The organism is Halogranum amylolyticum (assembly GCF_900110465.1).
Lineage (GTDB): Archaea > Halobacteriota > Halobacteria > Halobacteriales > Haloferacaceae > Halogranum > Halogranum amylolyticum.
Window position 1 is genome coordinate 312,511 of sequence record NZ_FODV01000003.1, and the last position, 26,634, is coordinate 339,144.

28 protein-coding genes are annotated in these 26,634 nt (G+C 65.2%); 21 read left to right on the plus strand and 7 right to left on the minus strand.

Annotated elements, in window-relative coordinates; genetic code table 11:
- Positions 1-200: 200 nt before the first annotated feature.
- From BSG17_RS07670 to BSG17_RS07695, 6 genes are all read left to right on the plus strand, one after another.
- Complete coding sequence (locus tag BSG17_RS07670; RefSeq protein WP_089822650.1) at positions 201-1,109, plus strand: NAD-dependent epimerase/dehydratase family protein; 909 nt, start codon at positions 201-203, stop codon at positions 1,107-1,109.
- Between the two features lie 54 nt (positions 1,110-1,163).
- Entirely contained in the window at positions 1,164-2,066 is a 903-nt protein-coding gene (locus tag BSG17_RS07675; protein ID WP_089822653.1) for an NAD-dependent epimerase/dehydratase family protein, read from the plus strand.
- Between the two features lie 183 nt (positions 2,067-2,249).
- Positions 2,250-2,486 (plus strand): hypothetical protein, encoded by a 237-nt coding sequence (locus BSG17_RS07680; RefSeq protein WP_089822655.1) that lies wholly within the window; start codon positions 2,250-2,252, stop codon positions 2,484-2,486.
- A 187-nt stretch (positions 2,487-2,673) separates the two neighbouring features.
- On the plus strand, positions 2,674-4,482 hold the full coding sequence (locus BSG17_RS07685; protein ID WP_089822657.1) for an SLC13 family permease: 1,809 nt from the start codon (positions 2,674-2,676) through the stop codon (positions 4,480-4,482).
- 312 nt (positions 4,483-4,794) lie between these two features.
- Entirely contained in the window at positions 4,795-4,989 is a 195-nt protein-coding gene (locus BSG17_RS07690) for a cold-shock protein (protein WP_089822659.1), read from the plus strand.
- Between the two features lie 208 nt (positions 4,990-5,197).
- Positions 5,198-6,316, plus strand: coding sequence for a 60S ribosomal export protein NMD3 (locus BSG17_RS07695; RefSeq protein ID WP_089822661.1), 1,119 nt, complete (start codon positions 5,198-5,200; stop codon positions 6,314-6,316).
- 23 nt (positions 6,317-6,339) lie between these two features.
- Here the strand turns inward: BSG17_RS07695 and BSG17_RS07700 are convergent, their stop codons facing one another.
- From BSG17_RS07700 to BSG17_RS07710, 3 genes are all read right to left on the minus strand, one after another.
- Entirely contained in the window at positions 6,340-6,531 is a 192-nt protein-coding gene (locus BSG17_RS07700; protein WP_089822662.1) for a DUF7317 family protein, read from the minus strand.
- Positions 6,532-6,810: 279 nt separating this feature from the next.
- Entirely contained in the window at positions 6,811-8,601 is a 1,791-nt protein-coding gene (locus tag BSG17_RS07705; RefSeq protein WP_089823044.1) for a helicase C-terminal domain-containing protein, read from the minus strand.
- Positions 8,602-8,716: 115 nt separating this feature from the next.
- Positions 8,717-8,920 (minus strand): DUF7561 family protein, encoded by a 204-nt coding sequence (locus tag BSG17_RS07710; protein WP_089823046.1) that lies wholly within the window; start codon positions 8,918-8,920, stop codon positions 8,717-8,719.
- Positions 8,921-8,999: 79 nt separating this feature from the next.
- On the opposite strand from BSG17_RS07710, the gene BSG17_RS07715 reads away from it, so the two are divergent.
- The 3 genes from BSG17_RS07715 to BSG17_RS07725 are packed head-to-tail and all read left to right on the plus strand — an operon-like array spanning position 9,000 to position 11,584.
- Entirely contained in the window at positions 9,000-9,863 is an 864-nt protein-coding gene (locus BSG17_RS07715; RefSeq protein WP_089822665.1) for a YkgJ family cysteine cluster protein, read from the plus strand.
- Between the two features lie 51 nt (positions 9,864-9,914).
- A complete protein-coding gene (locus BSG17_RS07720) occupies positions 9,915-10,844 on the plus strand; it encodes an NAD(P)H-binding protein (protein WP_089822666.1) in 930 nt (309 codons plus the stop codon).
- A 26-nt stretch (positions 10,845-10,870) separates the two neighbouring features.
- The gene (locus BSG17_RS07725; protein WP_089822668.1) at positions 10,871-11,584 is read left to right on the plus strand and encodes a DUF7530 family protein; all 714 of its coding nucleotides are present in this window, start codon (positions 10,871-10,873) and stop codon (positions 11,582-11,584) included.
- Between the two features lie 5 nt (positions 11,585-11,589).
- Here BSG17_RS07725 and BSG17_RS26870 read toward each other — a convergent pair whose 3' ends face one another.
- Complete coding sequence (locus BSG17_RS26870; protein WP_170864743.1) at positions 11,590-11,763, minus strand: DUF5786 family protein; 174 nt, start codon at positions 11,761-11,763, stop codon at positions 11,590-11,592.
- Positions 11,764-11,906: 143 nt separating this feature from the next.
- Here BSG17_RS26870 and BSG17_RS07730 point away from each other — a divergent pair, with 143 nt between their 5' ends.
- Entirely contained in the window at positions 11,907-12,914 is a 1,008-nt protein-coding gene (locus BSG17_RS07730; protein WP_089822670.1) for a DUF5784 family protein, read from the plus strand.
- A 39-nt stretch (positions 12,915-12,953) separates the two neighbouring features.
- Here BSG17_RS07730 and BSG17_RS07735 read toward each other — a convergent pair whose 3' ends face one another.
- Positions 12,954-13,238, minus strand: coding sequence for a DUF5789 family protein (locus BSG17_RS07735; RefSeq protein WP_089822672.1), 285 nt, complete (start codon positions 13,236-13,238; stop codon positions 12,954-12,956).
- Between the two features lie 123 nt (positions 13,239-13,361).
- Here BSG17_RS07735 and BSG17_RS07740 point away from each other — a divergent pair, with 123 nt between their 5' ends.
- On the plus strand, positions 13,362-14,207 hold the full coding sequence (locus BSG17_RS07740; protein ID WP_089822674.1) for a PHP domain-containing protein: 846 nt from the start codon (positions 13,362-13,364) through the stop codon (positions 14,205-14,207).
- 31 nt (positions 14,208-14,238) lie between these two features.
- Positions 14,239-14,403 carry a DUF6757 family protein gene (locus tag BSG17_RS26875; RefSeq protein WP_170864744.1) on the plus strand — a complete coding sequence of 55 codons (165 nt, stop codon included), beginning with the start codon at positions 14,239-14,241 and terminating at the stop codon, positions 14,401-14,403.
- A 16-nt stretch (positions 14,404-14,419) separates the two neighbouring features.
- Here BSG17_RS26875 and BSG17_RS07745 read toward each other — a convergent pair whose 3' ends face one another.
- A complete protein-coding gene (locus BSG17_RS07745) occupies positions 14,420-14,953 on the minus strand; it encodes a DedA family protein (RefSeq protein ID WP_089822676.1) in 534 nt (177 codons plus the stop codon).
- A gap of 694 nt (positions 14,954-15,647) precedes the next feature.
- On the opposite strand from BSG17_RS07745, the gene BSG17_RS07750 reads away from it, so the two are divergent.
- From BSG17_RS07750 to BSG17_RS07775, 6 genes are all read left to right on the plus strand, one after another.
- Positions 15,648-16,628, plus strand: coding sequence for a midas domain-containing protein (locus BSG17_RS07750; protein ID WP_211609082.1), 981 nt, complete (start codon positions 15,648-15,650; stop codon positions 16,626-16,628).
- A gap of 630 nt (positions 16,629-17,258) precedes the next feature.
- Positions 17,259-18,239 carry a porphobilinogen synthase gene (gene hemB / locus BSG17_RS07755; RefSeq protein WP_089822680.1) on the plus strand — a complete coding sequence of 327 codons (981 nt, stop codon included), beginning with the start codon at positions 17,259-17,261 and terminating at the stop codon, positions 18,237-18,239.
- A 137-nt stretch (positions 18,240-18,376) separates the two neighbouring features.
- A complete protein-coding gene (locus BSG17_RS07760; RefSeq protein WP_089822682.1) occupies positions 18,377-20,158 on the plus strand; it encodes a DUF3558 domain-containing protein in 1,782 nt (593 codons plus the stop codon).
- 16 nt (positions 20,159-20,174) lie between these two features.
- Positions 20,175-20,795 carry a plastocyanin/azurin family copper-binding protein gene (locus BSG17_RS07765; RefSeq protein WP_089822684.1) on the plus strand — a complete coding sequence of 207 codons (621 nt, stop codon included), beginning with the start codon at positions 20,175-20,177 and terminating at the stop codon, positions 20,793-20,795.
- 297 nt (positions 20,796-21,092) lie between these two features.
- On the plus strand, positions 21,093-22,499 hold the full coding sequence (locus BSG17_RS07770) for an ammonium transporter (RefSeq protein ID WP_089823048.1): 1,407 nt from the start codon (positions 21,093-21,095) through the stop codon (positions 22,497-22,499).
- Entirely contained in the window at positions 22,496-22,894 is a 399-nt protein-coding gene (locus BSG17_RS07775; protein WP_089822686.1) for a nitrogen regulatory protein GlnK1, read from the plus strand. Before BSG17_RS07770 ends, BSG17_RS07775 begins: the two co-directional genes overlap by 4 nt.
- A 97-nt stretch (positions 22,895-22,991) precedes the next feature.
- On the opposite strand, the gene BSG17_RS07780 is transcribed toward BSG17_RS07775, so the two are convergent.
- Positions 22,992-23,297: a hypothetical protein gene (locus BSG17_RS07780; protein ID WP_139246568.1), complete on the minus strand. Its 306-nt coding sequence runs from the start codon at positions 23,295-23,297 to the stop codon at positions 22,992-22,994.
- 120 nt (positions 23,298-23,417) lie between these two features.
- Here BSG17_RS07780 and BSG17_RS07785 point away from each other — a divergent pair, with 120 nt between their 5' ends.
- The 3 genes from BSG17_RS07785 (at position 23,418) to hemL (ending at position 26,634) form a co-directional block, all read left to right on the plus strand.
- On the plus strand, positions 23,418-24,845 hold the full coding sequence (locus BSG17_RS07785) for an ammonium transporter (RefSeq protein ID WP_170864745.1): 1,428 nt from the start codon (positions 23,418-23,420) through the stop codon (positions 24,843-24,845).
- The gene (locus BSG17_RS26880; RefSeq protein WP_170864746.1) at positions 24,842-25,207 is read left to right on the plus strand and encodes a nitrogen regulatory protein GlnK1; all 366 of its coding nucleotides are present in this window, start codon (positions 24,842-24,844) and stop codon (positions 25,205-25,207) included. Before BSG17_RS07785 ends, BSG17_RS26880 begins: the two co-directional genes overlap by 4 nt.
- 89 nt (positions 25,208-25,296) lie before the next feature.
- Positions 25,297-26,634 carry a glutamate-1-semialdehyde 2,1-aminomutase gene (gene hemL / locus BSG17_RS07790; RefSeq protein ID WP_089822691.1) on the plus strand — a complete coding sequence of 446 codons (1,338 nt, stop codon included), beginning with the start codon at positions 25,297-25,299 and terminating at the stop codon, positions 26,632-26,634.

Here is a 26,634-nt window from a genome sequence, read left to right on the forward strand (position 1 = left end):
CAACACGCCAGACAGCCACCTCGGAGAACCACAAGTGTAGCTGTGGACAGACGTTCGCCACGACCGAGGACCTCGTAGCACACGCCCGACGGGAACACGGGCTGTGGGCACACTGACGCTCCCGCTCGACGCCCGAACGTAGCGTCCGACGTACTGCCGCCACACCAGCCTACTTGTTCTGCGCGCCCGACGTCAGGCGTATGACCGAAACCGTACTCGTGACTGGCGGACTCGGCCGCTCGGGCCGCTGGCTCGTCGACGGGCTCGCCGACGACTACCACACTGTTTGCGTCGACGTCGACCACCCCGGCTTCGAGATCGACCCACGCGAGAACGTCGACTTCCGCGCGCTGGATCTCACCGACCGCGGGTCGACCTTCGATCTCGTCACCGACCTCGACCCCGACGCCGTCGTCCACTGGGGAGCCATTCCGGCCCCCGAACGCCACGCCGGCGGCGACGTCTTCGAGAACAACACGCTGTCGACCTACAACGTCCTCGTCGCGGCCGGCCGCGTCGACGCCCGCGTCGTCTGGGCGTCCAGCGAGAGTTCCTACGGCTTCCCGTTCGCCCGCGAGAAGTCACTGCCCGACGAACTCCCCGTCACGGAGGCCCACGCCCAGCGTCCGGAGGACCCCTACGGGACCTCGAAAGTCGTCGGCGAGGAGATCGCGAAGATGGTCGTCCGCCGAAACGACGTCTCCGTGACCTCGATTCGGCCCTCGTGGATTCAGTACCCCGGCGAGTACAACTGTCGCGACCTCCCGAGCGTCGACTGGGACGACCCCGCCGACCTCGAAGCGGGCGCGGGGAACTTCTGGTCCTACGTCGACGTCCGCGACGTCGTGAGCCTCGTCGACGCCGCGCTCGACGCCGGCCTGCCGGGTCACGAGGCGTTCCACGCCGCGGCGACCGAGAACTATCTCGGCAGTTCCACGACGGAGGCGGTCGAAGCGTTCTTCGACCGACTGCCCGAGAGCTGCGACCTCGACGGCGACGACTCGGCGCTGTCGACGGCCAAAGCCGAGCGCCTGCTCGGGTGGACGCCCGCCCACTCGTGGCGCGAGGCGGCCGACGAGGACGTCGACGACCCCGTCCTGTACTCCTGAGCCACGTCAGAGCGATTCGCCGTCTATTTTCGACCGACGTTCGTTCGCCTCGGTATGGAAACCGTCCTCGTCACCGGCGGCCGCGGAAAGTCGGGCCGCTGGCTCGTCGACAGCCTCGCCGACGACTACCACACTGTCTGTGCCGACGTCTCGCATCCCGGCTTCGCCGAACAGGGAGCGAAGGGGATCGAGTTCCGCGCGCTCGATCTGACCGAGCGCGGGGCAGTCTTCGACCTCGTCACCGACCTCGACCCCGACGCCGTCGTCCACTGGGGAGCCATTCCCGTCGCCGGACGACATCCGGGCGGCGACGTCTTCGAGAACAACACGCTCGCCGCCTACAACGTCCTCGCGGCCGCGGGGCGGGTCGGTGCGCGAGTCGTCCAGGCGTCCAGCGACGGTGCCTACGGCTTCTTCGGCGCGGCCGAGACGCCTCTCCCGGACGAACTACCGATCTCCGAGGCACACGCCCTGCGCCCGGAGGACGACTACGGTCTCTCGAAGGTCGCCGCCGAGGAGGTCGCGAAATCCGTCGTCCGACGCGACGGCGTCCCCGTCGCCTCCATCCGTCCCACGTGGATTCAGTACCCGGGTGACTACCCCTGCCGCGACGGGGGCTACGTCTCGGACCTCGCGGCGGGCGCGGGCAACTACTGGTCCTACGTCGACGTTCGCGACGTCGTGAGTCTCGTCGAGGCCGCACTGGCGGGGACGAAGGACGGGAGCGTCGAGGGCCACGAGGCGTTCAACTGCGCCGCCCCGGACAACGCGCTCGGTCGAGAGCTGACCGAGTTGATGCGGGAGTTCTACGGGTCGCTCCCCGAGGACTGCTCGATCGAGGGCGACGCGTCGGCGTACTCGGTTACGAAGGCCGAGCGCCTGCTCGGGTGGACGCCCGCCCACTCGTGGCGCGAGGCGGCCGACGAGGCCGTCGACGACCCGGAGCTGACGGTCTGAGACGCGACCGCCGAACCTGTTCACTCCCGTCTCTCGTCGAAACGAGGGCCACGTATGGACTGTGGTCCATCCGTCAGAGAGGTATCAGCGATGGGGGTAGTTGCCTGGTGACCCAGTGAAAGAGCCGGAGATCGACCCACCCGCGGTGCGCTCTCTTATCTCGGTGGAGAGCCAAGTCTGCGTATGTCACGATATGAGGCCACCTTCGAAGTCGACTCGAAGACGGATTCGTACGCCGTCAGACGCATCGTCGAGCGCCTGTACGACACAGTTCGAGAAGAGTCACGGAAGGTCAGAGACGGGTCGGACGACGCGAGTGAACTGCTTCGAGAGTTCGAGGCGCTCCGCGATGCGGCGGAGCAGCCGACGGCGGGGAAGTTGACGGTTCGGTACGAACAGTACGACGATTTGGACAACTGAACGACCCGAGGCGAGGGCGAAACAACCCACCGACGCTCCGTGGCGAGTTCGACCAGGGAGAGGGTCGCACGGTGTAGTCGACGCAGATACCAGCCCTTTTCCCCCGTTGGGACCTCGTTCGGGTATGTCTTTCTTCGTGCCCCCCCTGACAGTACAGGGTGTGGCCTCGACTTCGGTGACGGCGGATATGCTCGTCGTCTTCGCGCTCATTCTCCTCGCGCTCGTCCTGTTTGCGACCGAGTGGCTCCCTATCGACGTCACCGCGATTCTGGTGATGGTGCTCCTGATGATACTCGAGCCGTGGACGCAGATCACCCCTCGCGAGGGCATCTCGGGGTTCGCCAGCCCCGCGACGATAACCGTCCTCGCGATGCTCATCCTGAGTACGGGCATCAACCGCACCGGCATCGTCCAGCGGCTTGGGCAGAAGATGGCTGCGTTCGCCGGCACGAACCGACCCAAACAACTCGCGGCGACCATCGGCATCACCGGTCCCGTCTCGGGGTTCATCAACAACACACCGGTCGTCGCGATTCTCGTCCCGGTGATTGCGGATCTCGCACACGAGGGGAAGACGTCGCCGTCGAAACTGCTCATGCCGCTGTCGTTCGCCTCGATGCTGGGCGGTACCCTCACCGTCATCGGAACGTCGACGAACATCCTCGCGAGCGACATCGCGGCACGACTCGGCGCCGAGTCGCCCGAACTGGGGTTGCAGGCGTTCGAGATGTTCGAGTTCACGAAACTCGGCGTCGTCGTCTTCGTCGTCGGTGCACTCTATCTCATGACCGTCGGCGTCCGTCTACTCCCCGAACGGGTTCCGGTCGAAGACGACCTCGTCGAAGAGTACGCCCTCCAGGAGTATCTCGCCGACATCGTCGTCCCGGCGAACTCGTCGTTGATCGGACAGACCGTCGGCGAGGCGTTGGGAGACGACGAACTCGACATCGACGTCCTGCAGCTGATCCGGTACGGTGAGCGGTTCTCCGAACCGCTGGCTCGCAAGGAGATCCACGAGAACGACACGCTCCGTGTGCGGACGAACCGCGGGACGCTCGAACGGATCATGAACGCAGAGGGGGTCACCTTCCTCGGCGGCCCACAAAGTGAGAGTGACCTGCACGAAGACGACGAAGAACCGGTTCTCGTCGAGGTCGTCATCCCGTCGGGGTCGTTCCTCGTGGGAGAGACTCTGGCCAGTTCGACGTTTCGGCAGCGCTACGACGCGAACGTCCTCGCCTTCCGGTCGCGTGGTGAAGTCGTCCGCGACCGGTTCGAGGACATCCGCATCCGTGTCGGTGACACGCTTCTCGTCCAGGCACCGCCCGACAGTCTGACGCGTCTCGTCCAGAACGAGGATTTCATCGTCGCCCACGAGTTCGACAACGTGAACTATCGGTCGGAGAAGATCCCCTTCGCAGTCGCCATCATCGCCGGCGTCGTGGCGCTGCCTGCACTGAACGTCCTCCCGATCGTCGTCTCCGCTCTCGCCGGAGTGGTGGCGATGATCGGGACCGGCGTCCTCAAGCCGAACGAACTGTACAAATCCGTCGAGTGGAACGTTATCTTTCTCCTCGCAGGAGTCATCCCGCTCGGAACGGCACTCCAACAGACCGGAGCGGCGTCGCTCATCGGGGAAGCCGTCGCCTCGACGGCGACGTTCCTCCCGGCGATCGGCGTGCTGTGGGTCTTCTACATCGCGACCGGACTCCTGACGAGCGTCATCAGCAACAACGCGAGCGTCGTGTTGATGATCCCCGTCGCTGCCAGCGCCGCGCAGTCGATCGGAGCGAACGCGTTCGCGTTCGTCCTCGCCGTGACCTTCGCAGCCTCGACCGCGTTCATGACGCCGGTCGGCTACCAGACGAACCTCTTCGTCTACGGCCCCGGTGGCTACACGTTCTCGGACTTCCTCCGAGTCGGTGCCCCTCTACAGTTGCTGCTGTCGGTCGTCACCGTGCTGGGAATCGCGTTCTTCTGGGGCGTCCGCGTGTAGGTCGCGGGTCGTCACGACTACCGACAGAGCGCCTCGCGTGTGGTCTCGTGGCGGTCGCGACGTCGGAGGTCGACCACCGTGATCGTGTACCGCACAGTATCGCAGTCAGTCCACAGCCCGGCAGTGAGAACTGCCGATACCACGGAACGTCGTGCTGATTGTGCCGAACTAGGTACCGTTTCGCCACAGAACCGACATTGTGGCCGAATGTCTACGATACTCCGTCTATTAGCGACATTCGGCCAAGAAAATTTGTGATTTGAAAACAGATACAGAACACTTATCCGTGTCGTCGGGTTGTGTTTGATTGCAATGGCAAACGGTAAGGTTGATTTCTTCAACGACACAGGCGGCTACGGTTTCATCTCGACGGACGACTCTGACGACGACGTGTTCTTCCACATGGAAGACGTCGGCGGCGAGGACCTCACGGAAGGAACCGAGATCGACTTCGACATCGAACAGGCCCCGAAGGGCCCGCGCGCGACGAACGTCGTTCGCAACTAACTAGAGTTTCGTCCAGTCGCCACACGGCGACACAGCGTAACTTCGTTTCTTCCACCGAGTCAGTCGCCGAGAGCCGTCAGTATCCGACGGAACGAGGCGCTCGGTAGCCACGAGTTCTAGCCACCAGTCTCCGATAGTTCTCGACAGACGCGAGCACCAGCCACCAGTTCGCGGGCCTTAAACGCCACGACCCCTAACGACACTCGATATGAGCGAGTTACGCGAGTTCTGCCCGCGCTGTGGCGACCCCATCGAGGAGCGGGAGGAACCGCTCCCCGGGGCGCCCCGTGAGAAGGACGCCGTTCTCTGTGACGCCTGCTACTTCGAGGACTTCGACTTCGTCGACGCCCCCGAACGTATCGAGGTGATGGTCTGCGCCCACTGCGGGGCCGTCTACCGCGGCAACCGCTGGGTCGACGTCGGCGCGAAGGACTACACCGACGTCGCCATCGAGGAGGTGTCGAACGCGCTGGGCGTCCACCTGAAAGCCCGCGAGGTGTCGTGGGCCGTCGAACCCGAACAGGTCGACCAGAACACAATCCGGATGCACTGTCAGTTCACGGGGATGGTCCGCGACACGTTCCTCGAAGAGGAGGTCGTCGTCCCGGTGAAGATCAGCCGGCAGACCTGCAAGCAGTGCGGTCGGAAGGCCGGCGGTTACTGGGCCAGTCTGGTGCAGGTCCGCGGCACCGAACGGGTGCCGACGTCCGACGAGGACGCCCGCGCCGTCGAGATCGCCCAGGAGATCATCGCCGACCGCGAGGAGGCGGGCGACCGCGGCGCGTTCATCACCGAGACTCAGGAGACCGACGAGGGCGTCGACATCAAGCTCTCGACGAACCAGCTCGGACAGACTGTCTCCAACCGCATCACGCGGGAGCTCGGCGGCCGCGTCGAGAGCTATCCGACGCTCGTGACCGAGGACGGCGACGGCAACGAGGTGTACCGCGTCACCTACGCGATCCGTCTCCCGAAGTTCACGCAGGGTGACGTCATCGACCCCGACGACGACGACGGACCCGTCCTCGTGACGAGCGCTCGCGGCAACCTGAAGGGGACGCGACTCGCGACGGGCGAACAGTACGAGGCCCGCTTCGAGGAGGGGGAGACACCGCCGGCGACGAAACTGGGGACCGTCGACGACGCCGAGGAGACCACGGTCGTCACCGTCGAAGACGAACACTCGGTACAGGTGCTCGACCCCGAGACGTACGAGGCGAAAACCATCGCCCGCCCGGAGTTCTTCGACCCCGACGAACCGACGGTCAGAGTGCTCAAGAGTCGCGCGGGGCTCCACGTCGTCCCGGACGACGCGGTCGAAAAGTAGCGAAAACGAACGGCGAGAAAGGCTCAGTCGGCGCTCGCGGGGCGCTCGGACCGCGCGTCGACCGAGAGGCCCTCCGGGCGCTGCTCGATGCCGTACTGGCGGAGGACCGCCTCGAACTCTTCTTCGGTCCGCCCGGCGCGTGAGGCCGCCTGCGAGAGTGTAAACGTCCCGCTGCGGTACAGTGTCAGAGCCTGTGTGAGGGCGTTGGAGTGCATCGGTGTACATACGACGGTACTTGGAGGAGGTATGTAAAGCTATCGTGAGAATCGCTCTCAGTATCTTTCGGATTCTCGTGTTAGGTTGTGACTATGTAAACTTCTATCCGAGTGCAGTTGAATATCTGGGAGTGGAGTTAACAATCGTTTAGAACCCGTCCGGCAATAATCGCCAACCCGGGACGAACGGACAGAAGAGCGCCTGTGTGGGTAGTTCACAGGAGACGATGGAGAAAGTATCACTCGTGAACGAGTAAAACACGCTGCGACGGAGACGGACTAGTTGTCGCCCCAGACGTCCGACAGCGGGTGGTCGTTCCGCCGTTCGGCGCTGGACTGTTTGACGCCGGACGACGAACGGTCGCCGCGTCGCCGACGCCGTCGGCCCGACCCTCCCGTGCGGGGGCCGCCCGACAGCTCGCCGAGCGCCGCCTGCGGGTCGAACTCGGGGAGGTCGGGGCTCGACATCCGCCTCACCTGATCGGCAAACCAGGCGGGCATATCCGGTTCGGCGCGGTCGAACAGGTCGAGCAGACTCGAGTCCGCGAGGTAGGTATCGCCGTAGTCGTCGGGCGCGCGAACGACCCGCCCGCAGGCCTGAATCACGGTCCGCAGCGCCGCGCGGTGGTACCACGCCCACTGACCCTCCTCCAGTCGACGAGCGACCCGCGAGTCGCTGGTGTTCAGATAGGGAGCCTTACACAGCACCTGCCACCGACAGAGCCCGCCTTTCAAGTCGAGCGCCTCCTCCATCTTCACCGAGAGGAACAGTTCGGGTTCGTCGGTCGCCTTCCACGCCTCCAGTTCGGCGTCGCGGTTCTCTCGCGTGTGCAGACGGACTCTGTCTCCGACGCCGAACTCCGCCAGCAGCGTCGCCAACTTCTCTTGAATCCCGTAAGAGTGCGCGTGGACGAGTCCCTTCTGGTCCGGATGTTTCGCCAGCAGGCGGACGAGCAGACGAGCGATCTTCGGGATGGTCTCGTCGCGGTGCTCGAACGTCATCTTTCCCTGCGTCACGTCGTACAGCGGCCGGTTCTCGACCGGGAACGTGTGGCCGACGTCGACCAGCGCGACGTTCTGGGGGTCGAGACCGACCTGTCGGCAGAACGCCTCCTTGTTCAGGATCGTCGCCGAGAGCAGCGCGAACTTGTTGCCGCGGTCCCAGACGGTGTGGTGGAGATACTTCTCGGGGTTGAGCGGTTTGACGACGAGTGCCGTGCCTGCGCCGTCGGGTTGGTCGACGACCCACGTCGTCGCGCTCGTCGGGTCGCGGTAGTCGTCGACGAACCACTTCAACTCGCCGTGAAGCTCTTGCAGGCGGTCGCGACGCGCGGCCTCGTCGGGCGTCAACTCCGGTTTCGCGAGCAGGTCGTCTTTCGCCCGCTTGCAGACGCCCATCAGCGTCTCGGCGAACCGCGACGCGCGGTCGACGGGGTCGTCCGCACCCGAGATATCGGGGATGCCGACGTCGTCCCAGACGGGGACCGTCCGGGGTTTGATCTCGATGGTAGCGTACATCTCCGCCCACTCCGCGAGGCCGTGCGCCTCGTCGACGACGACGACGTCCCGCTTCCTGAACACGTCCGACCCGGCAGTCTGCATGAAGTACGCGAGCGTCATCGCCGCGATAGAGCGCGAGGAGGCGATGGCGCGGTCCGAGAAGTACGGACAGCGATGCCGGACGGTGCAGTCGAACCCCTTCTCCCGGACGCAGGGCGCGCGGTTGACGGGCGTGTCGTGTTCGCCCGGGAGGATACAGTCGTAGTTGCCTTTCCCACGGATGATCTTCAGGTCGTCCAGCAGGTCGTCGGTGGCAACGTCGTCGAGCTGTGAGACCTGCGGCGTGGTGTAGTAGGCGTCGGTCGCCTCCTTCGGTTCGGCCTCGTCGGCGCGACGGGCACAGCCGGCGATGGCGCGGGCGAGGAGGGACTTGCCGCTCCCCGTGGGCGCACGGACGAGGACCACGTCGTTGCCGGCGGCGAACGCCTCCCGGACGTCGCGGAGCGCCTGCTTCTGGTTGCCCCGGTAACTCGGCGCCGGGAACCCCTCGAAGATACGGTCCGGGTTCACGTTCGTCCCTGTCTCCACTCCGGCCTAAATCCACCGTTCGGCGGTGCGGGAGCGGTCCGTCGGCAGTGCGTCAGAGTCGTCGTCGCCCGCGAGTCTCCCCCCTACCGTCGCGGCCTCACAACGCCGCGACGTCGTCCGCTGTCACCTCACGGTCGTCCGGCAACCGCTCGATACAGTCGAAACAGAGGAAGTGTTGACTGCCGTCGACGAGCTCCAGTTCGATGCCGCCAGTCGACTCGGTCTCGAAACTCCAGAAGTCGCCGATGCCGCCGGCGATCCGGACGGCCTTCCCACAGGCGTCACACGGTTCACTCGTCATCGTCTGAGAGAGTCCGCCGAGCGACAAGAGCCTTACCCGACGTACATTGATGTGTCGTGACACCGTCTGACAGATACGGATGGACGTGAACTGTGACGGCTGTGCCGGCTGTTGCATCGACTGGCGTCCGCTCGCCCCCGACGCCGACGACCACGAACGCCGCGGCCGCCGTCCCCCGCTCGACGACGCGTACAACCTCGTGCCGCTCTCCCGCGACGAGGTACGCGACTTTCTAGACGCGGGCTACGGCGACGTGATGACGCCCCGTCTCTGGGAGGCGACCGACGGCGACGACGCGGTGACGGTCGACGGCCACGACCTCGTCGCCGTCGGCGACCGACCGGTGTTCTTTCTCGGCCTGCGCAAACCGCCGAAACCGGTCGGCCCGTTCGGCCTCGACCGCCACTGGCTCGACACCTGCGTCTTTCTCGACCCCGAGACGCTCCGGTGTCGCATCCACGACTCGCCGCTCTACCCCCGGACCTGCAGCGACTACCCCGGGCAGAACCTCGCGCTCGACCGCGAGACGGAGTGCGAACGCGTCGAGATGGCCTACGGCGGCGACCGCCTGCTCGACGACACGCCGCCCGACAACGTCGGCCTCGCGCTCGGCCCGCAGGCGCTGGGCGCGAAACTGTTCGTCTACCCCGACCCCGAGGAGTTGACGGGCGTCGTCGACCGACTCCTCGCGGACGAACTCACCGCCGCCGACCGCGCTCGGTTCGTCGGCGTCGCCGTGGGGTCGAGTCCCGGGACGACGACAGTGGACGGGACCCGCGCCGAGGAGGCCAGAACGGAGGCGCGTGCCGCCGACTCGTGGGCCGGACAGGCGATCGAGGCGTGGGAGATGCGGGCCGACGAAACCGGGTCGCTGGCGACCGACGTCGAGTCGACGGGGGCGACCGTCGAGGAGGCGCGCGGCGCACCCGAAACGGAGGGATAATCCTCGTTCCAGCGGGAACAGTTATCCGCTCGCCGACCGTCACTCAGTACCATGAGAGTTCTCGTCACAGGGGCGACCGGGTTCGTCGGCAATCGCCTCGTCCCAGCCCTACTCGACGCCGGCCACGAGGTGACGGTGCTCGTCCGCGACGCCGACCGCTACAGCGGTCCCGCGGACGTGCGCGTCGTCGAAGGCGACCTGCTCGAACCAGGCAGTTTCGACCGTGCGCTCGACGTCGACGCCGCCTACTATCTCGTCCACTCGATGCAGTCGGGTGGCGACTTCGAGGAGCGCGACCGGCGGGCCGCACGCAACTTCGCCGACGCCGCCAGCGAGCGGGGTGTCGAGCGCGTCGTCTACCTCGGCGGACTCGGGTCGGGCAACGACCGACTGTCGAAGCATCTCCAGTCGCGCCGAGAGGTCGAGTACATCCTCGGTGAGGGCGACTACGAGCTGACGACGCTCCGAGCGGCCATCATCATCGGTGACGGGAGTGCGAGCTTCGAGATGGTCAAACAGCTCGCGAAGCGACTGCCGGTGATGATCACCCCGCAGTGGGTCCGGACGGAGTGCCAACCGATCGCCATCGACGACGTCGTCGCCTATCTCGTCGGCGTGCTCGACGTCCCCGAGACAGCCGGTGAGACGTACGAGATCGGCGGTCCGGACGTGCTGACGTACGGAGAGCTGCTCCAGCGGACGGGCGAGCGGTTGGGTCGACATCCCCGCATCGTCTCCGTCCCAGTGTTGACGCCGCGGCTCTCGGCCTACTGGGTCGACCTCGTCACCGACGTCCCCCGGAGCGTCGCCCGCCCCCTCATCGACGGGCTGAAGAACCCGGTCGTCGTCGAGGACAACCGGATTCGGGAGCTCGTCCCTATCGAGTTGACTCCCTTCGACGTCGCCGTCGAACGAGCACTCGGCGACGATCGGTCCGCCGCGACGCTGTCGCCGTCGGTCGAACCGACGCGAGCGGATTAAGAGCACGTGGGTCGAAGCACTCCGAGATGAGTCTGCTAGGGACGGAGTACGGCGAGGCGTGGACGTACGAGAGCATCGTCGGTGCGCTTCCGGGCATCGAACTGAGCGAGCCACAGGCCGTCGCGTTCCAGTTCGTCCTTTTCGAGGTGCTGATCCTCCTCTTCGCGTGGGTGTACGACCTCTGGAACGCGGCGCTCGCCGGTACCGCCGCCGTCGCCGTCGCCGTCGTCGGTAGCGTCGCGATGCTCCGGCTCGGAGCGGGGACGCGCTCGCTGGAACTGCCTGAGACGTACCGGCGCGTGCTGTTCGGGTCGAGCATCGAGGTCGTCCTCGCAGTGCTCGCGTTCATCGCGCTCGTCACCCACCTGTTCGTTTTCGACCCCCAGCAGGCCGCAGCGGCCGGCAGACCTGCGCTCCTCGATCAGCTGTTCGGTCCACAGCCACCCGTCGTCGTCGTCTATCTGATGCTCCTGGTGCTGTGGGATCTCTGCTATCGCATCGGCACCTCCTGGTGGACGGCCGTCGTCGCGTTGTGGCGGTCGTACCGCTACAGGTTCGACGACAAGACCGTCGGTGCGCTCCGCCGGCTGGACGCGACGAACGTGGGGTTCGCGGTGGCACAGCTGCTGCTCGTGCCGTTCCTGCTCGACGATCCGGTACTGCTCTTCGCCGTCGGCGGCCACGTCGTCGCGGTGACCGTCGTCTCGACGGCGGCGTTGGTCACACTGCGAGAAGCGTAGGGTGGTTACTGACCTTTGATCTCTTTGAACTGATCGAGTAGGTCGTCTGCTGAGTCTCCCGAGTCGAACTCGAGGCGGCCGTGGTACTCCGTGCGCATCTCGGAGAAGTCGGTGTCGACCTGACTCGTCTTCTGCGCACGACGCTCGTGTTCTTCCTCGTCATAGTCACCCATTGACATGGTATATGATGACTTAGAAACAGCTCGTTAAAAAGTTGACGATTAGAATGGAAGATGATGTAGGATTCGGCGGCGAGACGTCGGAGACGGCGACGTGAGGGCCGTGCGGAAGAGGTAAACCAACCCACAGAGTAATCACAGTCGTGGCACGACCCTTGCGATTCCGGTACGCACCCGGTACGTGGACGGAGAACCGGGTCCGGAACGACGTGTTTCATCCTCTCGACGGCAACCTCGGCGCGACGATGCGGTCGCCGTGGTTCAAACCGCCGTCGGACTACGAAGCCTCCCGTTTCGAGATGGACAACGGCGACATCGCCCTCCTGGCGTGGAACGACGAGGGTGCCTACTGGCTCGGCAACACCGAGACGCCGAGCAGCCTCTGGCGCACCGACAAGTTCGCGTTCGAGGAGGTCCCGTACCCCATCGCTCGCTGGGCCGAACGCGAACTGCTCGCGCAACTCCACGAGGAGTCGCCGTGGCTCGAACCGTTCCCCCACGTCTCGTGGTTCTTCCTCCCTGTGTTCCTCTCGAAGGACGGTCGACACACCACCCGCGAGTTCTTCGACGAGCACGCGGCAGGGTTCCCCGACGCGACCCGCGAGGAGGCGCTCGGGTTCTACGAGCGCTTCCTCCACACCGGCGCACTCGACGACTACCGAGAGCTGATGGCCGGAAAGCTCGGTACTTCACAGCAGGTGGATCTCGTCCGGATGTCGGCGTCGATGGGCGAGTTCAACGTCGCGAAGGTGCTTCACGACGCCGGCTACGATCTCACCCCCGAGATCGAGGTGACGACCGGCCACTCGCTGGACTACCGGGCGGACCGTCCGGGCGAGGACGGTACGCTCGTCGAGGTGACCCGACCGCTCCCGCCGAACCGGCGGTCGGCGAACACGCCCGTCGCCGCCGTCCGTGACACTGCCGAGACGAAGACGAACGGCCAACTCGAGAACCACGGCGGCGGCGTCACGCTGTTCGTCGACTGCTCATCGTTCCCCGACGACGACTGGTTCGCCGTCCGCGGCGAACAGCCCGAGGTGCGACACCGCCCGGCGGTCGTCTTCCGGGCACGACCGGACGGTCGCATCGAGGGCTACGCGAAGGGTTCGGTCCCGCTCGAGCTCCAGCAGGGGCTCGAGTGGGTGTAGGTCGGCGAAAGAAGTGGGGAGCGGTCGACTCGGTCGGCGTCAGAACGAGACCGGTTCCGGTCCGCTCTCGCCGATCGCGTAGGCGTCGCGGTCGCTGTAGAACCGTCGCCCGATTGCACGGTGACTGACACCCGTGAAGAGGGCGTCCCGGACGTCCTGTGGCCGCTCGTACGTCTCGGAACCGAGGCGTTCGAGTACCGTCTTGAGCGTCTCGGACCCGTTCTGGAGTTCGATCTCCTGGTCGCCGTGCGCTTCGATGAGTTCCTCGCTCGTCGCAGGGTACTCGTAGCCGTCGATCAGATCGTCAGTGCCGTTCAGGCGCATCGTACCAGGTTGTAGCCCGAAGATGATTATAATTGTTTTCCATGTACTACCTTCGACTCTTAACAGTCATTAATGGTCCTTAATGTCAGAACTGCTTTCGGTCTCCCCGCCAGAGGGAGAGGTATGTTGGACGCAGACGACGACGCCGACACTGGTGCGGCCGAGACGTCGACTCCGGAGGACGAGACGCCGGTCGCCGACCTCCACCTCCACACGACTGCCTCTGACGGAACGCTGACCGTCCCCGACCTCCCCGATGCCGCTCGGGCGGGCGGCGTCGACACCGTCGCCGTCACCGACCACGACCGTATCCACCCCGACCTCGAGGCCCCGGTGACGGTCCACGACGGGGTGATCGTGATCCGCGGGATCGAACTCCGCGTCGACACCAGCGAGTTCGCGGTCGACCTCCTCGGATACGCGGTCGACTCGACGCCGGAACTCCGCGCGGAGTTGACCCGGATACAGACCGACCGGAAGGAGCGCGCCCGGGAGATGCGATCCCGCGTCGAACGTCGACTTGACGTCAACCTCGATCTCGACGTCCGGGAGGGCGTCGGCCGGCCGCACGTCGCCCGGGCTATCGAAGAGAGCGAGGCCGACTACGACTACCAGGGGGCGTTCGACCACCTCATCGGCGGCGGCGGCCCCTGCTACGTCGCGCGCGAGATCACGCCGTTCGAGCGCGGCGTCGACCTGCTGTCGGCGTCGTGTGCCGTCGTCGGACTCGCCCACCCGTTCCGCTACCCCGACCCCGAGGCGGCGCTGGCGCTCACCGAACGACTCGACGCAGTCGAGCGCTACTACCCGTACGGACGCCCAGTCGACACGGACCGACTGGACGCCGTCGTCGCCGAACACGACCTGCTGGCGGTCGGCGGGAGCGACGCCCACGACACGACGCTCGGTCGTGCCGGGCCGCCCCGCGAGGCGTTCGAGCGGATCGCCGCTCGTCTGCCGAGAGCGTAGGCTTAAACCCCGTCGCTCCCGAAGTGAACGTATGCAGTGCCACTACTGCGACCGCGATGCCGCGTACGCCGCAGAGAAGGACGGCATCAAGGTCGGCCTCTGTGAGGAGCACTTCCGCGAACGGCTGGAGGAACTCGCAGAGTCCGACGAACTCGCCGCCCTCCGCGAGCAGATCGACGTCGACCGAACGGAGTGAACGTTTTCCGGCGCTCTCAGAGGAGCCGTCCCGAGAAGACGAACAGCCCCGCGAGGATCAACTCGAACGAGAGCGTCCCGACCGCCGACAGAGCCATGAACCGCCGGCCGTCGAGTTCGGAGAACCCCGCCGGGACGGTCAACATCCCCCGCGTGAACAGCATGCTGTTGCTCAGCGGCACCACGATTGGACCCCACCGCTGGAACCAGCCGTCGAACTTATTGAGTTTCTCCTCGCTGACCCGGAACCAGCGTTTTCCGAGCAGGTAGTCGCGTCCACCGCGCTCGGCGAGTTTGAACAGCGCGTACTGACCGACGGTCGCGCCCGCGACGGCGATACCGATGATGAGGACGTTCTCCGGCGCGAGGAGATTGGTGCGGTCTCCGACGAGGAGGATCGCCCCGGGAACGATGAGTTCGCTCGGCATGATGTACATCAGCATCGCCCCTTCGAGGACGAACACGGCGAGGAGAACGAGGAGTGCGTACTCGGAGCTGAGGAGGTCCTGGAGGTAAGACGGCATCTCCCCGAGTTGCAGCACGGTGGTCATCGTCAGTTCATACCCAACTCCCGAATAAATCAGTTGTGACCTCGTGTACGGGCGTTGAGAGGTGTGTAGCGCGTGTCCGAAGCCGGCTCGACGCCGCATCGTCCCCCGTGGCGCGGAGCTTCGCGTCGTTGGATCGTTTTCACGAGCGGAGTGAGTGAAGGGCGAGAAGACCGCAGTCTTCCCACGGGATGACGAAGTGAACGGAGCCTCGAAGAACAACGATTGTTCGGGGTGGGACGAACGCTCTGCGTTCGTAACCAGTGGCCTTGCTCTTCCGGTGAAACCGGAAGGAGACGCGCTTTCGGAAGCGCCGATAGCTTGGGAGACTGCCGTTCTTCGCTCGGCAGACTGTGATGAACACGCCCGCTCGATTCAGCGCGATCGCTGAAATCTCCCGGTCGTCGTCAAAAGGGCCTCCGACGACGCCGTCGAACAACTCCTTACCGACGACCGTATCGCCGAGATCAAACTGATCAGACGAATTATCTCATAAACCGACCGTTAACCATCAGACTGCGACCATCCAGCGGGGGCGGTGACCGAGAGTACCTGTTCGGACAGACTGTTCGAGTCGAGTGTTCTTCTCGACATACTTTCGTCGTAAAAATAGATTTTATCGAAAGGTAGAAACAACTAACTAATACGACATTTGTCGATATCTGTGACTGTCGGGAACCCCCGGCTGAAAGTAACAATGATCAGTAAACGCGGACAAAAATTGCTCGTCGTCTTCGTCGTCGTTACCGTCGCTCTGAGCGGTCTCGCAGGGGTCGTCGCAGCGCACGACGACCATCACAAGGACCGATCCGACAAGAAGCACGACGAGCACGAGAAGAACGAAGCCGACCAACAGCAGCGAAGCTACGCAGAGGAGTGGGCAAAACAGACGGGCTGGGACAACGACGCCGACCAGACCCAGAAGGTCGACCAGACCCAGAAATCCAGCCAGCGCGGCCACGGGAACGACCAGTCGCAAGACCAAGACGCCACCGAGTCCGCCGAGCTGGTCGCTTCCGGGGACGACATCGACCAAGAGCAGTCCCAGGAAGTGAACCAGAACGCTGCACAGGAGCAGGACGGCAAGCACAACGACCAGTCGCAGGACCAGGACGCGACTGCCGAAGCCAGTCAGACCGCCAAGGGAGAGGACATCACTCAAGACCAAGACCAAAAGATCCACCAGGATGCCAGCCAGTCGCAGGACGGCAAGCACAACGACCAGAGCCAGACGCAGAACGCAGAGGCCGAGGCCGGTCAGACTGCCGTCGGTGACGACATCGACCAAGAGCAGTCCCAAACGATCGAGCAGTCCGCCGAGCAGTCCCAGGACGGCAAGAACGGAGACCAGCATCAGTCGCAGGACGCGTCCGCGACGCAGGTGCAGGTCAGCTTCGCCGGCGTCGGTGGCATGGGGATGCAGGGCGCCTCCGTGACCCACGAATCGACCGACGGCCACTCGAAGGACACCGCCCACACCGCCGCGTCGGCGATGTGCACGGACTCACAGTGCGTCGACAGCGAAGCCTCGATGGCCGCCAACAGCGACGACAAGAGCAGTTCGGCCGACTCCGAGACCAACTCCGGAGCGGGTTCCAGCGAGATGGAACAGGAGGTCAGCGTCAGCAGCGACGACGGTGACTCCGACACCACGGTGAAACAGAGCCAGGAACGTTAACCCCAGCAGTTTCCGTCTCTACTTCCCGGGTATCGAAACCCGACTACTTTTTTACACGTCTCATCCGCTAACTTCGGCTCACGCTTACTGACAGCTCCAGGTAGGGCTCTGCGGGCGTGTTGAATAGAGCGCGCGTATCCATCATCGAGTTACACAACGTCGCTCACCATTCATTGTGAGAGGTGTTGGTTAACGAAGACAATCTCCCTAACCCGAGAAGTAGGAATGACTAGCCCTCCGAAATAGAAGTACTGACCTCTCCCAAATGATACCCGATAAGTGATGGTGCAAACTTTTAGACAATCATTTCCCTAGAAGACAAGAAAATCAAATTTGTCCACCTATATTTATATACTCTAAAGACGAATGTATAAACGCCCACGGTTTCTGTGGGCGATTGAGCCGGAATGCCATCTCTGGCGCAGGCAGTACTGCCTATCCAGAGGTCGTAGATCGGTTCCCAATCTCGACCTCCTCTGCAAAGGGGAGGTCGAGGTGTTGCTGACAATCCTGATACGAGACAGACCCTTTCTATTCAGCACACCATCCTTGTCAAAACTCGAGTAACTCGACAGAACTCGGATCGAGAGGGAGCGATGCGGTTTTCCACGCCCCGACCGAACTCGGTCCATGAACCTGACAGACCGGCCACGTCGACTCCGCACCGACGGCGTCCGCCCGCTGATCAGCGAGACGCGACTGGACGCGACGGACCTCATCGCCCCGGTGTTCGTCGACGCGACGACCGACGAACGCGTCCCCATCGAGACGATGCCGGGTCACGAGCGCGTCCCCGTCGACGAGGCTGTCGCCCGCGTCGAGGAGATCCGCGAGACGGGCGTCGAGGCCGTGATGCTGTTCGGCATCCCGAACGCGAAAGACGAGTACGGGTCGCGCGCGTGGGCCGAGGACGGCGTCGTCCAAGAGGCGACCCGCCGCATCAAAGCCGAGACGGACACCTACGTCGTCACCGACGTCTGTCTCTGCGAGTACACCAGTCACGGTCACTGCGGCGTCGTCGAAGACGAGGCCGCCGAGAACCCCCGACTCACCGTCCGCAACGACGAGACGCTCGACCTCCTGACGAAGACGGCCGTCTCACAGGCCGAGGCCGGGGCCGACATGGTCGCACCCTCCGCCATGACCGACGGGATGGTCGGCGCCATCCGGCAGGGACTCGACGAGGGAGGATACACGGACGTCCCCATCATGAGCTACGCCGCGAAGTACGAGTCCGCCTTCTACGGGCCGTTCCGCGACGCCGCCGACGGCGCGCCCGCCTTCGGCGACCGCCGCCACTACCAGATGGACCCCGCCAACGCCCGCGAGGCGATGCGCGAGGTCGAACTCGACGTCCGACAGGGTGCAGACGTGTTGATGGTCAAACCCGCACTCCCCTACCTCGACATCGTCCGGGCCATCCGCGAGGAGTACGACCACCCCGTCGCCGCCTACAACGTCTCCGGCGAGTACGCGATGCTCCACGCCGCCGCCGACAAGGGGTGGCTGAACCTCGAGGAGACCGCCGTCGAGTCGCTGCTCTCCATCAAACGCGCCGGCGCGGATCTGATCCTCACCTACTTCGCCGAAGACGTGGCCGAGGCGCTCTGAACGAGCGACGGTCGACGACGGCGCGACGTTCGCTCCGCGACGTCCTCGGCGTTGTCGAATCGGCCTGTCGACTGTCTTATTCACCCGCCTCTGTGGCGCGACAGAGTGATGTCGGTCGAGCGATAGTATGCTAGAGCATGTCTGACAAATTACCACGGCGACGGCGGTTTCTCCAGTCGCTGGCACTCGGAGTAGGCGTCGGCGTCGCAGGCTGTTCCACGAACGACGACGGGAGTACCGGAACACCGGGCGAATCACCTGCGGACACACCGCCATCGACGACGGCGTCGCCGACGGACGAGACGACAGAACCACCGAACGTCGACGACCTCCAGTACGCGGCACCGCGGGCCGTCGACGACTTCGACGCAGTGGTCGAGGAGCGGAAACTCGCCGCGCTGCGGCAGGTGCTGGCCGCAGACGGGGTCGGGTCACAGGTCACGGAGGCCGTCTCGTCGACGGCGTACCACCGCATCTACGACGGGGTCGACTTCGTCGAGATCCTCGCTCCGCACGAGATGTCCGTCACCGGCAGTCTCGACGGGGGGCAACACACCATCGAGTTCGGCGACATCAGGCAGATCCGGGGGCTCGTCGACCGGCGGAACGACCGGTTGCTGAAGGTGGACGTCCGGACCCGCGAACCGCACGTCATCGAGCGGTCGTACGACGGCCTCAACATGGACACCGTGAACGCGGCGCTGGAGCATCCCGACGTCGCGGCGGCACTGGAGGGCAAAGACTGGTACGTGCTCGCCGCGGACTACTCCATCATCACGGCGTACTCCGAGGAGTATCCTATCGGCGTGGTGACGCCGGTACTGTTCAACTGGAACAACGACCAAGGGGAGTTGGTCGCCGTCGGGGCCGCAGTGACCACGAAGACGTTCAACGACCAGATCGAGGAGAACGAGGTGCTCGACGTCTACCGACCGACCTCGGAGTCGCCCGACCCGCTCGCGGACATCGTCGCGGAGGTCCAGAACACCGACCCCGGCGACTATCGGGAGGGGACGATCGACCCACCGGGGGCGATGGACGACGAGAACTGGGAGATACGTCGACCGTCACAGACCATCGAGCAGGGTGACTGGACGGTCACGTGGGAGAACACGCTCCACGACGCCTACCGCGTGGAGGCGTCGTACAAGGGGAAACCGGTGTTCGGCCGCGAGACGAAGGTGCCGTGGATGCTGAGCGACTACGAACCGTTCGGCATGGCGGGGCCGGGGACCCCGAGCGGCCGCCGGAACTGGCACTTCTGGGACACGCTCGGCTTCACCGGTCCGGGCGTCATCGAGAAACACGACTTCGCGGACGGGTTCCGCATCCGCGGCACCTACCATACGGGGTCGCTCGACCACTGGGAGTGGCGGTTCGGGCAGAACTGGGCACCCTACCGCTACCTCATCGACTGGAACTTCCACGACGACGGCACCGTCGACGTCACCTCGCGTCACCCGACGACCGGGTTCCGGACCACCAACGGCTACCCGAAGTACACGTTCCACTTCGCCGTCGACCCGGCCTTCGAGTCGGCGACGGTGAGCACGGACGACGGGAGCGGCTGGAGCGCGGTGACCGAGGAGTCGCGCATCGACCGGAGCAACGTCGACCGGATTCGCGTCGAGAACGCCGACGGCCCGGAACGCCTCGTCGTCGAACGGCCGGGGATGCGCACCTACGCACTCCAGTACGACCCCGAACTCGTCGAGTACGAACAGACGCTCGACGGCGTCGCGGCGGAGATGCTGACCGACCGGGAGTATCTCGACCCGGAGAACTACCTGCGGGGGAACTCCGTCGACGGTGAACGCCTGTACCTGCGGATGTACTCCGACCGCGACACGAGTCAGGGGACGCACGCGACGACCGACCCGTTCGCGTTCCGCTTCACGATGCGGGCGGAGAACTACTGAAGGGCGTGAGACAGAGATGAGACTCACACGACGCGACGCGCTCGCACGAGTCGCCGCGACGACGGCTGTCGGCGGCATCACCGGTGTCGCCGGCTGTACCGGTGGCACTGGTGGAACGACGGAAGAGACGACCGAGGCAACGACCGCGACGACGACGGCGGCGGCGACGCCGACAGCGACGGCGGCCGAGACGGGGACTGGAACGTCGACGCCGACACGCGGTGAGTACACCGTCGGGATGTACACCGACCTCTACTTCGACCCCGTCGGGTTGCACGTCGAACCGGGCGAGACGGTGTCGTTCGAACTCGTGAGCGGGGCCCACTCGGCGACCGCCTACCATCCCGACAACGAGAACGCCTTCGAGCGGCGCATCCCCGAGGGAGCACCCGCGTGGGACACCGGCGTCTTCGGCGAAGTCGGTGCGTTCCGGAACGTCACCTTCGAGACGGAGGGGACGCACGACTACTACTGCATCCCGCACAAGATGGTCGGCATGGTCGGTCGGATCGTCGTCGGGAGCCCCGGCGGTCCGGCGGAGGAGAGCGAGAACCCTGACTTCCCGCTCCCGGACTCGACCCGCATCACCGAGGAGGGGTCGATCGCGTTCGACGACTGGCAGAGTGAGCAACAGTGACGCCTGCGCACCGCGGAGCGACGACAGCCGACACATAATTTCGATAACAGCTGTTTCACAACTACTTCCGACAGACGTCCACAACTGAACGAAATACAACCTTATATCGATTAAACTGTTCTAAATTTCGAACGTATGTCCACGATCATCACACTATTCTTGTTCTTTTCAACCCTGTGATTTATGTAGTGCCTCACCATGAGCCACGACCGTGATCGAGAACACGAATATAAATCAGTTTGGTGAATCGTTGTGTGAACGTCCAGCTACGCGGGTAAACGGTGGTGGATTGCTGTGATATCGCTGCCACTGCAGGTCGATCCGTCTACCGTCGCGAACGGCATCAACTACGTGTGGATTCTGGTGGTGTCGTTCCTCATCTTCTTCATGCAGCCTGGCTTCGCGCTGCTGGAGGCGGGGCAGGTCCGCGCGAAGAACGTCGGCAACGTGCTGATGAAGAACATGACCGACTGGGCGCTCGGCGTGCTCGTCTACTTCGTCGTCGGGGCGGGCGTCGCGACCGTCGTCGGCGGGCTGACGTCTCCCGGCGGCGTCGACCTCGCCAGTGCGTTCGCGTACGTCGGCGACTCCGGTGCGTGGCTCGATTGGCTCTTCGGCGCAGTGTTCGCTATGACGGCAGCCACCATCGTCTCCGGCGCCGTCGCCGAACGGATGAACTTCAAGGCGTACGTGCTGTTCGCGGCGCTCATCACGGGGTTCATCTACCCTGTCGTGCAGGGGCTGACGTGGTCCGGCGGGCTGCTCGCCGGGTCGGGCTTCGTCGGACGGGCGCTCGGCGTCGGCTACCTCGACTTCGCCGGTGCGACGGTCGTCCACATGGTCGGCGGCGTCGCCGGTCTCGTGGGCGCAAAGATGGTCGGTCCGCGGAAGGGCCGCTTCGACGAGAGCGGTAACAGCCAGCCCATCCCGGGGCACTCGATGCTCCTGGCAGTCTTGGGGACGCTCATCCTGGCGTTCGGCTGGTACGGCTTCAACGTCGGCACGCAGGCGACGGTGCTCGCCGTCGTCGACGACGGCAGCCTCCAGTTCATGGGCGAGGCGCTCGGCCGCGTCGCCCTCGTGACGACGCTCGGGATGGGTGCCGGCGCGGTCGCGGCGATGGTCGTCTCCACCTCGTGGCAGGGGAAACCCGACCCGCTGTGGATGGCCAACGGACTGCTCGCCGGCCTCGTGGCAGTGACGGGCGCGGTCCCCCACGTCACGTGGTGGGGCGGCCTCCTGCTCGGTGCGCTCGGCGGCGCGATCGTTCTGCCCGCCTACCGGTTCACTGTCGACACGCTGCGGATCGACGACGTCTGCGGCGTCTTCGCGGTCCACGGTGCGGCCGGCGCGCTCGGCACGGCGCTCATCCCCGTGTTCGGCGTGGGCGGCTTCATGGGCGTGAACCAGCTCGCCATGCAGGTGCTCGGCGTCGTCGTCATCGCGCTGTGGACGGTCGTCGCCTCCGGTGTCGTCTTCGGCGTCGCCGACGCGCTGTTCGGACTCCGCGTCTCCGACGAGGAGGAGACCGAAGGGCTCGACCAGGGCGAACACGGCGTCGTCACCTACCCCGAGTTCGTCGGCGACAGCGGCCCCGAGTCCGCGCTCGGCAAGCCCGTCAGAGCGGACGGCGGGTCCGAGTTGGCCTCTGTCGCCGACTCGGTCGGTGGGAGTGCCGACAGTCCCGGAGGTGACGGCGAATGAGCGAGTCGAACCGCGACGAGACGACCGACGAGGTCGAACAGTCGAACGACGGCGACATCAAGCTCGTGATGGCGGTCGTCCGTCCCGACCGCCTGAGCGAGATCAAGACGGCGCTCGCCGAGGTCGGTGCGCCCTCGCTGACGGTCACACAGGTCTCCGGCCGCGGCAGTCAGCCCGCGAAGAAGGGGCAGTGGCGCGGCGAGAGCTACACGGTCGACCTCCACCAGAAGGTGAAAGTCGAGTGTGTCGTCGCCGACATCCCCGCCGACGACGTCGTCGACGCCATCCGCGACGCCGCGAACACCGGCGAACCCGGTGACGGGAAGATCTTCGTCGTCGACGTCGAGCGGGCGGTACAGGTCCGCACTGGCAAGGAGGGAACCACCGCGGTCTGAGCAAAGCACGTCCCGGTAGGTCCGCGCTAACCCAGCCGAGTCGTCTCCGCTCGTTCGGCCCTCCACGAACCTCACGTCGACCGAACTGCGGCTCTTCTCACGCCGATCGAACGTCTCGTCGTCGAACTGCGTCGACTCCGACGTCGGCGTCCGCGTCGACGGGAACAGCTCCGTCTCCGCCGCCGCGCTCGCTCGTTACTCCCCAACTCGGTGCCGTCGTCGGCGCCGTCGCGCACCGGACGAACGCCGAGAGTTCCGTCAGTTTCCGCACAACGATCGTCCAGCCGAGTGGCAACATTTGTCCGCATATCCCCGAGACAAGGCCCTTATACACACTATATATGCTTGTAGTTCTATCGAACGTCCAGTTCAGATCCAAATAATTTGTCTTTGTCGTCATCATACTTATTACCCTCCACGTGCAGACTGTTGACTGGATACGGTTGACAAACATGGCCTCGAATTCAGAAAACATCGACAACTGTCCAAGCACCACTAGCAAAGCACCAGCAGAGGGGAGCGAATGAGTCTCTCGGCCCTCTCACTCCAGACGGGCATGGACGCCGTCGTCACCGGCGTCAACCTCGTGTGGGTGCTCACCGTGACGTTCCTCATCTTCTTCATGCACGCCGGCTTCGCCATGCTCGAAGCCGGGCAGGTGCGCTCGAAGAACGTCGCGAACCAGCTGACGAAGAACCTCCTGACGTGGAGCGTCGGCGTCGTCGTGTTCTTCCTCGCCGGGTCCGCCGTCTCGACGATCGTCGGTGGGATCACCGGCGGCGGGTCGTACTCCGTCGCCGGCGCGTTCATGGACCTCTACGCACCCGACGCGGCGAGCGTCACCGCGTGGACCGACTGGCTGTTCGGCGCGGTGTTCGCCATGACGGCGGCCACCATCGTTTCTGGAGCTGTTGCCGGTCGGGCGAAGCTCCGCGCGTACATCAGCTACACCATCGTACTCGCGGCGGTCATCTACCCCGTCGTCGTCGGCTTCACGTGGGCCGGCGGCTTCCTCGGCGCGATGGGCTTTCAGGACTTCGCGGGCGGGATGATCGTCCACGGGATGGGCGGCATCGCCGGCCTCACCGCCGCGTGGATCATCGGCCCACGGATGGACCGCTTCAACCCGGACGGCTCGGTGAACGTCATCCCCGGCCACTCGCTGTCCTTCGCGGTGCTCGGGACGCTCATCCTGGCGTTCGGCTGGTACGGTTTCAACGTCGGCACCGCCGCCGCGCCGCTGGCGATGGAGGGTGGCGAGGTCACGCTCGGTTCGTTCGCCTACGTCGGCCGCGTCGCGCTCGTGACGACGCTCGGCATGGCCGCCGGCGCGATCGGTGCCGCCGGCGTCGCGATGTACAAGACCGGTAAGGTCGACACGCTCTACGTCGCCAACGGGCTGCTGGCCGGCCTCGTCGGCATCACCTCCATCGCCGACGCCATCGTCTGGCCCGGCGCGCTCGTCGTCGGCCTGCTCGCCGGCGCACAGCTTCCCGTCGTCTTCGGCTTCGTCGAGAAGCGCCTGCAGATCGACGACGTCTGTGCGGTGTTCCCGGTCCACGGGAGCGCCGGCATCCTCGGTGCGCTCCTGTTCCCGTTCTTCGCGACGGGGCTCTGGAACGGGACCGCGTCGTTCGTCTCGCTTGCGATCCCGCAGGTCGTCGGCGTCGCGGTCATCGCCGGGTGGACGGTCGCGGCGACCTACGTCGTCTTCCGCGGCATCAAGACGCTGGGCGAACTCCGCGTCACCTCCGAACACGAACGCGAAGGGCTCGACACCTCCGAACACGGCGTCGACACCTACCCCGAGTTCGGTAAACCTGAGACCGTCACCGACGGCGCGGGCGTCCCCCTCGACGGGAACGTCCGGACCGACGGCGGCGTCGAACCGGCATCGGTCGCCGGTGAGATCGGTGGCGTCTCCGACGTCTCTGGAGGTGACGACGAATGAGCGACGCGCCGAACGACGGCGAGATCAAACTCGTGATGGCCGTCGTCCGCCCCGACAAACTCGCCGACGTGAAGCGCGGCCTCGCCGAGATCGGCGCGCCGTCGCTGACCGTGACGAACGTCTCCGGCCGCGGCAACCAACCCGCGAAGAAGGGGCAGTGGCGCGGCGAGGAGTACACCGTCGACCTCCACCAGAAGGTGAAGATCGAGTGCGTCGTCTCCGAGATTCCGGCCGACGACGTCGTCGACGCCATCCGCGAGGCAGCGTACACGGGCGAACTCGGTGACGGGAAGATCTTCGTCCTCGACGTCGCCGACGCCGTGCAGATCCGGACAGGCGAGCGCGGTCGGGACGCGGTCTGACGACGTCGGACACGGGGCCGACCCTGCGAGTTCGGTCGGCGACGACGACCCAGTAACTACTATCCGCCACCCGTGCGAACTGCCGCCACATGAACCACGAGCGTTCACGCGACCTCTACGACCGGGCTCTCTCAGTGATGCCCGGTGGCGTCAACTCCTCGGTGCGTGCGACCCGACCGTACCCTTTCTTCGTCGAGCGCGGCGACGGCGCACACGTCGTCGACGCCGACGGCAACCGCTACGTCGACTACGTGATGGGCTACGGCCCGCTGTTGTACGGCCACGACGCCCCCGAACCGGTGCAAGCCGCCGTCCAGAAGCATTCCAGCGCCGGTCCGATGTACGGCGCGCCCACCGAGATCGAGGTCGATCACGCCGAGTTCGTCGCCCGCCACGTCCCGAGCGTCGAGATGATCCGGTTCGTCAACAGCGGGACGGAGGCGACCGTCTCGGCGGTGCGTCTCGCCCGCGGCTACACCGGCCGCGACAAGATCGTCGTCATGCAGGGCGGCTACCACGGCGCCCAGGAGTCGACGCTCGTCGAGGGCGACGCCGACCACCCCCGACCCAGCACCAGCGGCATCCCCACGGAGTTCGCGAAGCACACGCTGCCGGTCCCGTTCAACGACGCCGAGGCGGTTCAGGAGGTGTTCGAGGAGCACGGCGACGAGATCGCGGCGGTGCTCGTCGAACCGATCCTCGCGAACAAGGGCATCGTAATGCCGGTCGACGGCTACCACGAGACGCTGCGGGATCTCTGTGACGACCACGGGTCGCTGCTGGTCTTCGACGAGGTGATCACCGGGTTCCGGGTCGGCGGTCTCGGCTGTGCGCAGTCGAAGTTCGGCGTCACGCCGGACGTCACCACCTTCGGGAAGATCGTCGGCGGCGGCTTCCCCGTCGGCGCCATCGGCGGGAAGTCGGAGATCATCGAGCAGTTCACGCCCGCCGGCGACGTCTTCCAGTCCGGAACCTTCTCGGGGCATCCGGTGACGATGGCCGCGGGCCACGAGTATCTGAAGTACGCCGCCGAGAACGACGTCTACGAGCACGTCGACCGTCTCGGCGAGAAGCTACGCAGGGGGATCACGGAGATCTGTGCGGATCAGGCCCCCGAGTACACCGTCGTCGGCACCGACTCGCTGTTCAAGACGGTGTTCACCCGCGACGCGCCGTCGACGCTCGACGGTCAGTGCGAGACCGGATGCCAGCAGCGCCCCGACTGCCCCCGGTACGACCACTGTCCGAAGACCGGTGGTGACGTCGCCGACGCCGAGACCGAGCGCTGGGAACGTATCTTCTGGCACGAGATGAAAGAGCAGGGCGTCTTCCTCACGGCGAACCAGTTCGAGTCGCAGTTCGTCTCCTACGCCCACACCGAGGAAGACATCGAGCAGACGCTGGAAGCGTACAAGAACGCGCTGTAA

Excerpts from the sequence above, each read along its gene's own strand:
- BSG17_RS07670 (WP_089822650.1), top strand. The coding sequence starts at position 201 with ATGACCGAAACCGTACTCGTGACTGGCGGACTCGGCCGCTCGGGCCGC.
- BSG17_RS07675 (WP_089822653.1), top strand. The coding sequence starts at position 1,164 with ATGGAAACCGTCCTCGTCACCGGCGGCCGCGGAAAGTCGGGCCGCTGG.
- BSG17_RS07680 (WP_089822655.1), top strand. The coding sequence starts at position 2,250 with ATGTCACGATATGAGGCCACCTTCGAAGTCGACTCGAAGACGGATTCG.
- BSG17_RS07685 (WP_089822657.1), top strand. The coding sequence starts at position 2,674 with ATGCTCGTCGTCTTCGCGCTCATTCTCCTCGCGCTCGTCCTGTTTGCG.
- BSG17_RS07690 (WP_089822659.1), top strand. The coding sequence starts at position 4,795 with ATGGCAAACGGTAAGGTTGATTTCTTCAACGACACAGGCGGCTACGGT.
- BSG17_RS07695 (WP_089822661.1), top strand. The coding sequence starts at position 5,198 with ATGAGCGAGTTACGCGAGTTCTGCCCGCGCTGTGGCGACCCCATCGAG.
- BSG17_RS07700 (WP_089822662.1), bottom strand. The coding sequence starts at position 6,531 with ATGCACTCCAACGCCCTCACACAGGCTCTGACACTGTACCGCAGCGGG.
- BSG17_RS07710 (WP_089823046.1), bottom strand. The coding sequence starts at position 8,920 with ATGACGAGTGAACCGTGTGACGCCTGTGGGAAGGCCGTCCGGATCGCC.
- BSG17_RS07715 (WP_089822665.1), top strand. The coding sequence starts at position 9,000 with ATGGACGTGAACTGTGACGGCTGTGCCGGCTGTTGCATCGACTGGCGT.
- BSG17_RS07720 (WP_089822666.1), top strand. The coding sequence starts at position 9,915 with ATGAGAGTTCTCGTCACAGGGGCGACCGGGTTCGTCGGCAATCGCCTC.
- BSG17_RS07725 (WP_089822668.1), top strand. The coding sequence starts at position 10,871 with ATGAGTCTGCTAGGGACGGAGTACGGCGAGGCGTGGACGTACGAGAGC.
- BSG17_RS26870 (WP_170864743.1), bottom strand. The coding sequence starts at position 11,763 with ATGTCAATGGGTGACTATGACGAGGAAGAACACGAGCGTCGTGCGCAG.
- BSG17_RS07735 (WP_089822672.1), bottom strand. The coding sequence starts at position 13,238 with ATGCGCCTGAACGGCACTGACGATCTGATCGACGGCTACGAGTACCCT.
- BSG17_RS07740 (WP_089822674.1), top strand. The coding sequence starts at position 13,362 with ATGTTGGACGCAGACGACGACGCCGACACTGGTGCGGCCGAGACGTCG.
- BSG17_RS26875 (WP_170864744.1), top strand. The coding sequence starts at position 14,239 with ATGCAGTGCCACTACTGCGACCGCGATGCCGCGTACGCCGCAGAGAAG.
- BSG17_RS07745 (WP_089822676.1), bottom strand. The coding sequence starts at position 14,953 with ATGACCACCGTGCTGCAACTCGGGGAGATGCCGTCTTACCTCCAGGAC.
- BSG17_RS07750 (WP_211609082.1), top strand. The coding sequence starts at position 15,648 with ATGATCAGTAAACGCGGACAAAAATTGCTCGTCGTCTTCGTCGTCGTT.
- hemB (WP_089822680.1), top strand. The coding sequence starts at position 17,259 with ATGAACCTGACAGACCGGCCACGTCGACTCCGCACCGACGGCGTCCGC.
- BSG17_RS07760 (WP_089822682.1), top strand. The coding sequence starts at position 18,377 with ATGTCTGACAAATTACCACGGCGACGGCGGTTTCTCCAGTCGCTGGCA.
- BSG17_RS07765 (WP_089822684.1), top strand. The coding sequence starts at position 20,175 with ATGAGACTCACACGACGCGACGCGCTCGCACGAGTCGCCGCGACGACG.
- BSG17_RS07775 (WP_089822686.1), top strand. The coding sequence starts at position 22,496 with ATGAGCGAGTCGAACCGCGACGAGACGACCGACGAGGTCGAACAGTCG.
- BSG17_RS07780 (WP_139246568.1), bottom strand. The coding sequence starts at position 23,297 with ATGATGACGACAAAGACAAATTATTTGGATCTGAACTGGACGTTCGAT.
- BSG17_RS07785 (WP_170864745.1), top strand. The coding sequence starts at position 23,418 with ATGAGTCTCTCGGCCCTCTCACTCCAGACGGGCATGGACGCCGTCGTC.
- BSG17_RS26880 (WP_170864746.1), top strand. The coding sequence starts at position 24,842 with ATGAGCGACGCGCCGAACGACGGCGAGATCAAACTCGTGATGGCCGTC.
- hemL (WP_089822691.1), top strand. The coding sequence starts at position 25,297 with ATGAACCACGAGCGTTCACGCGACCTCTACGACCGGGCTCTCTCAGTG.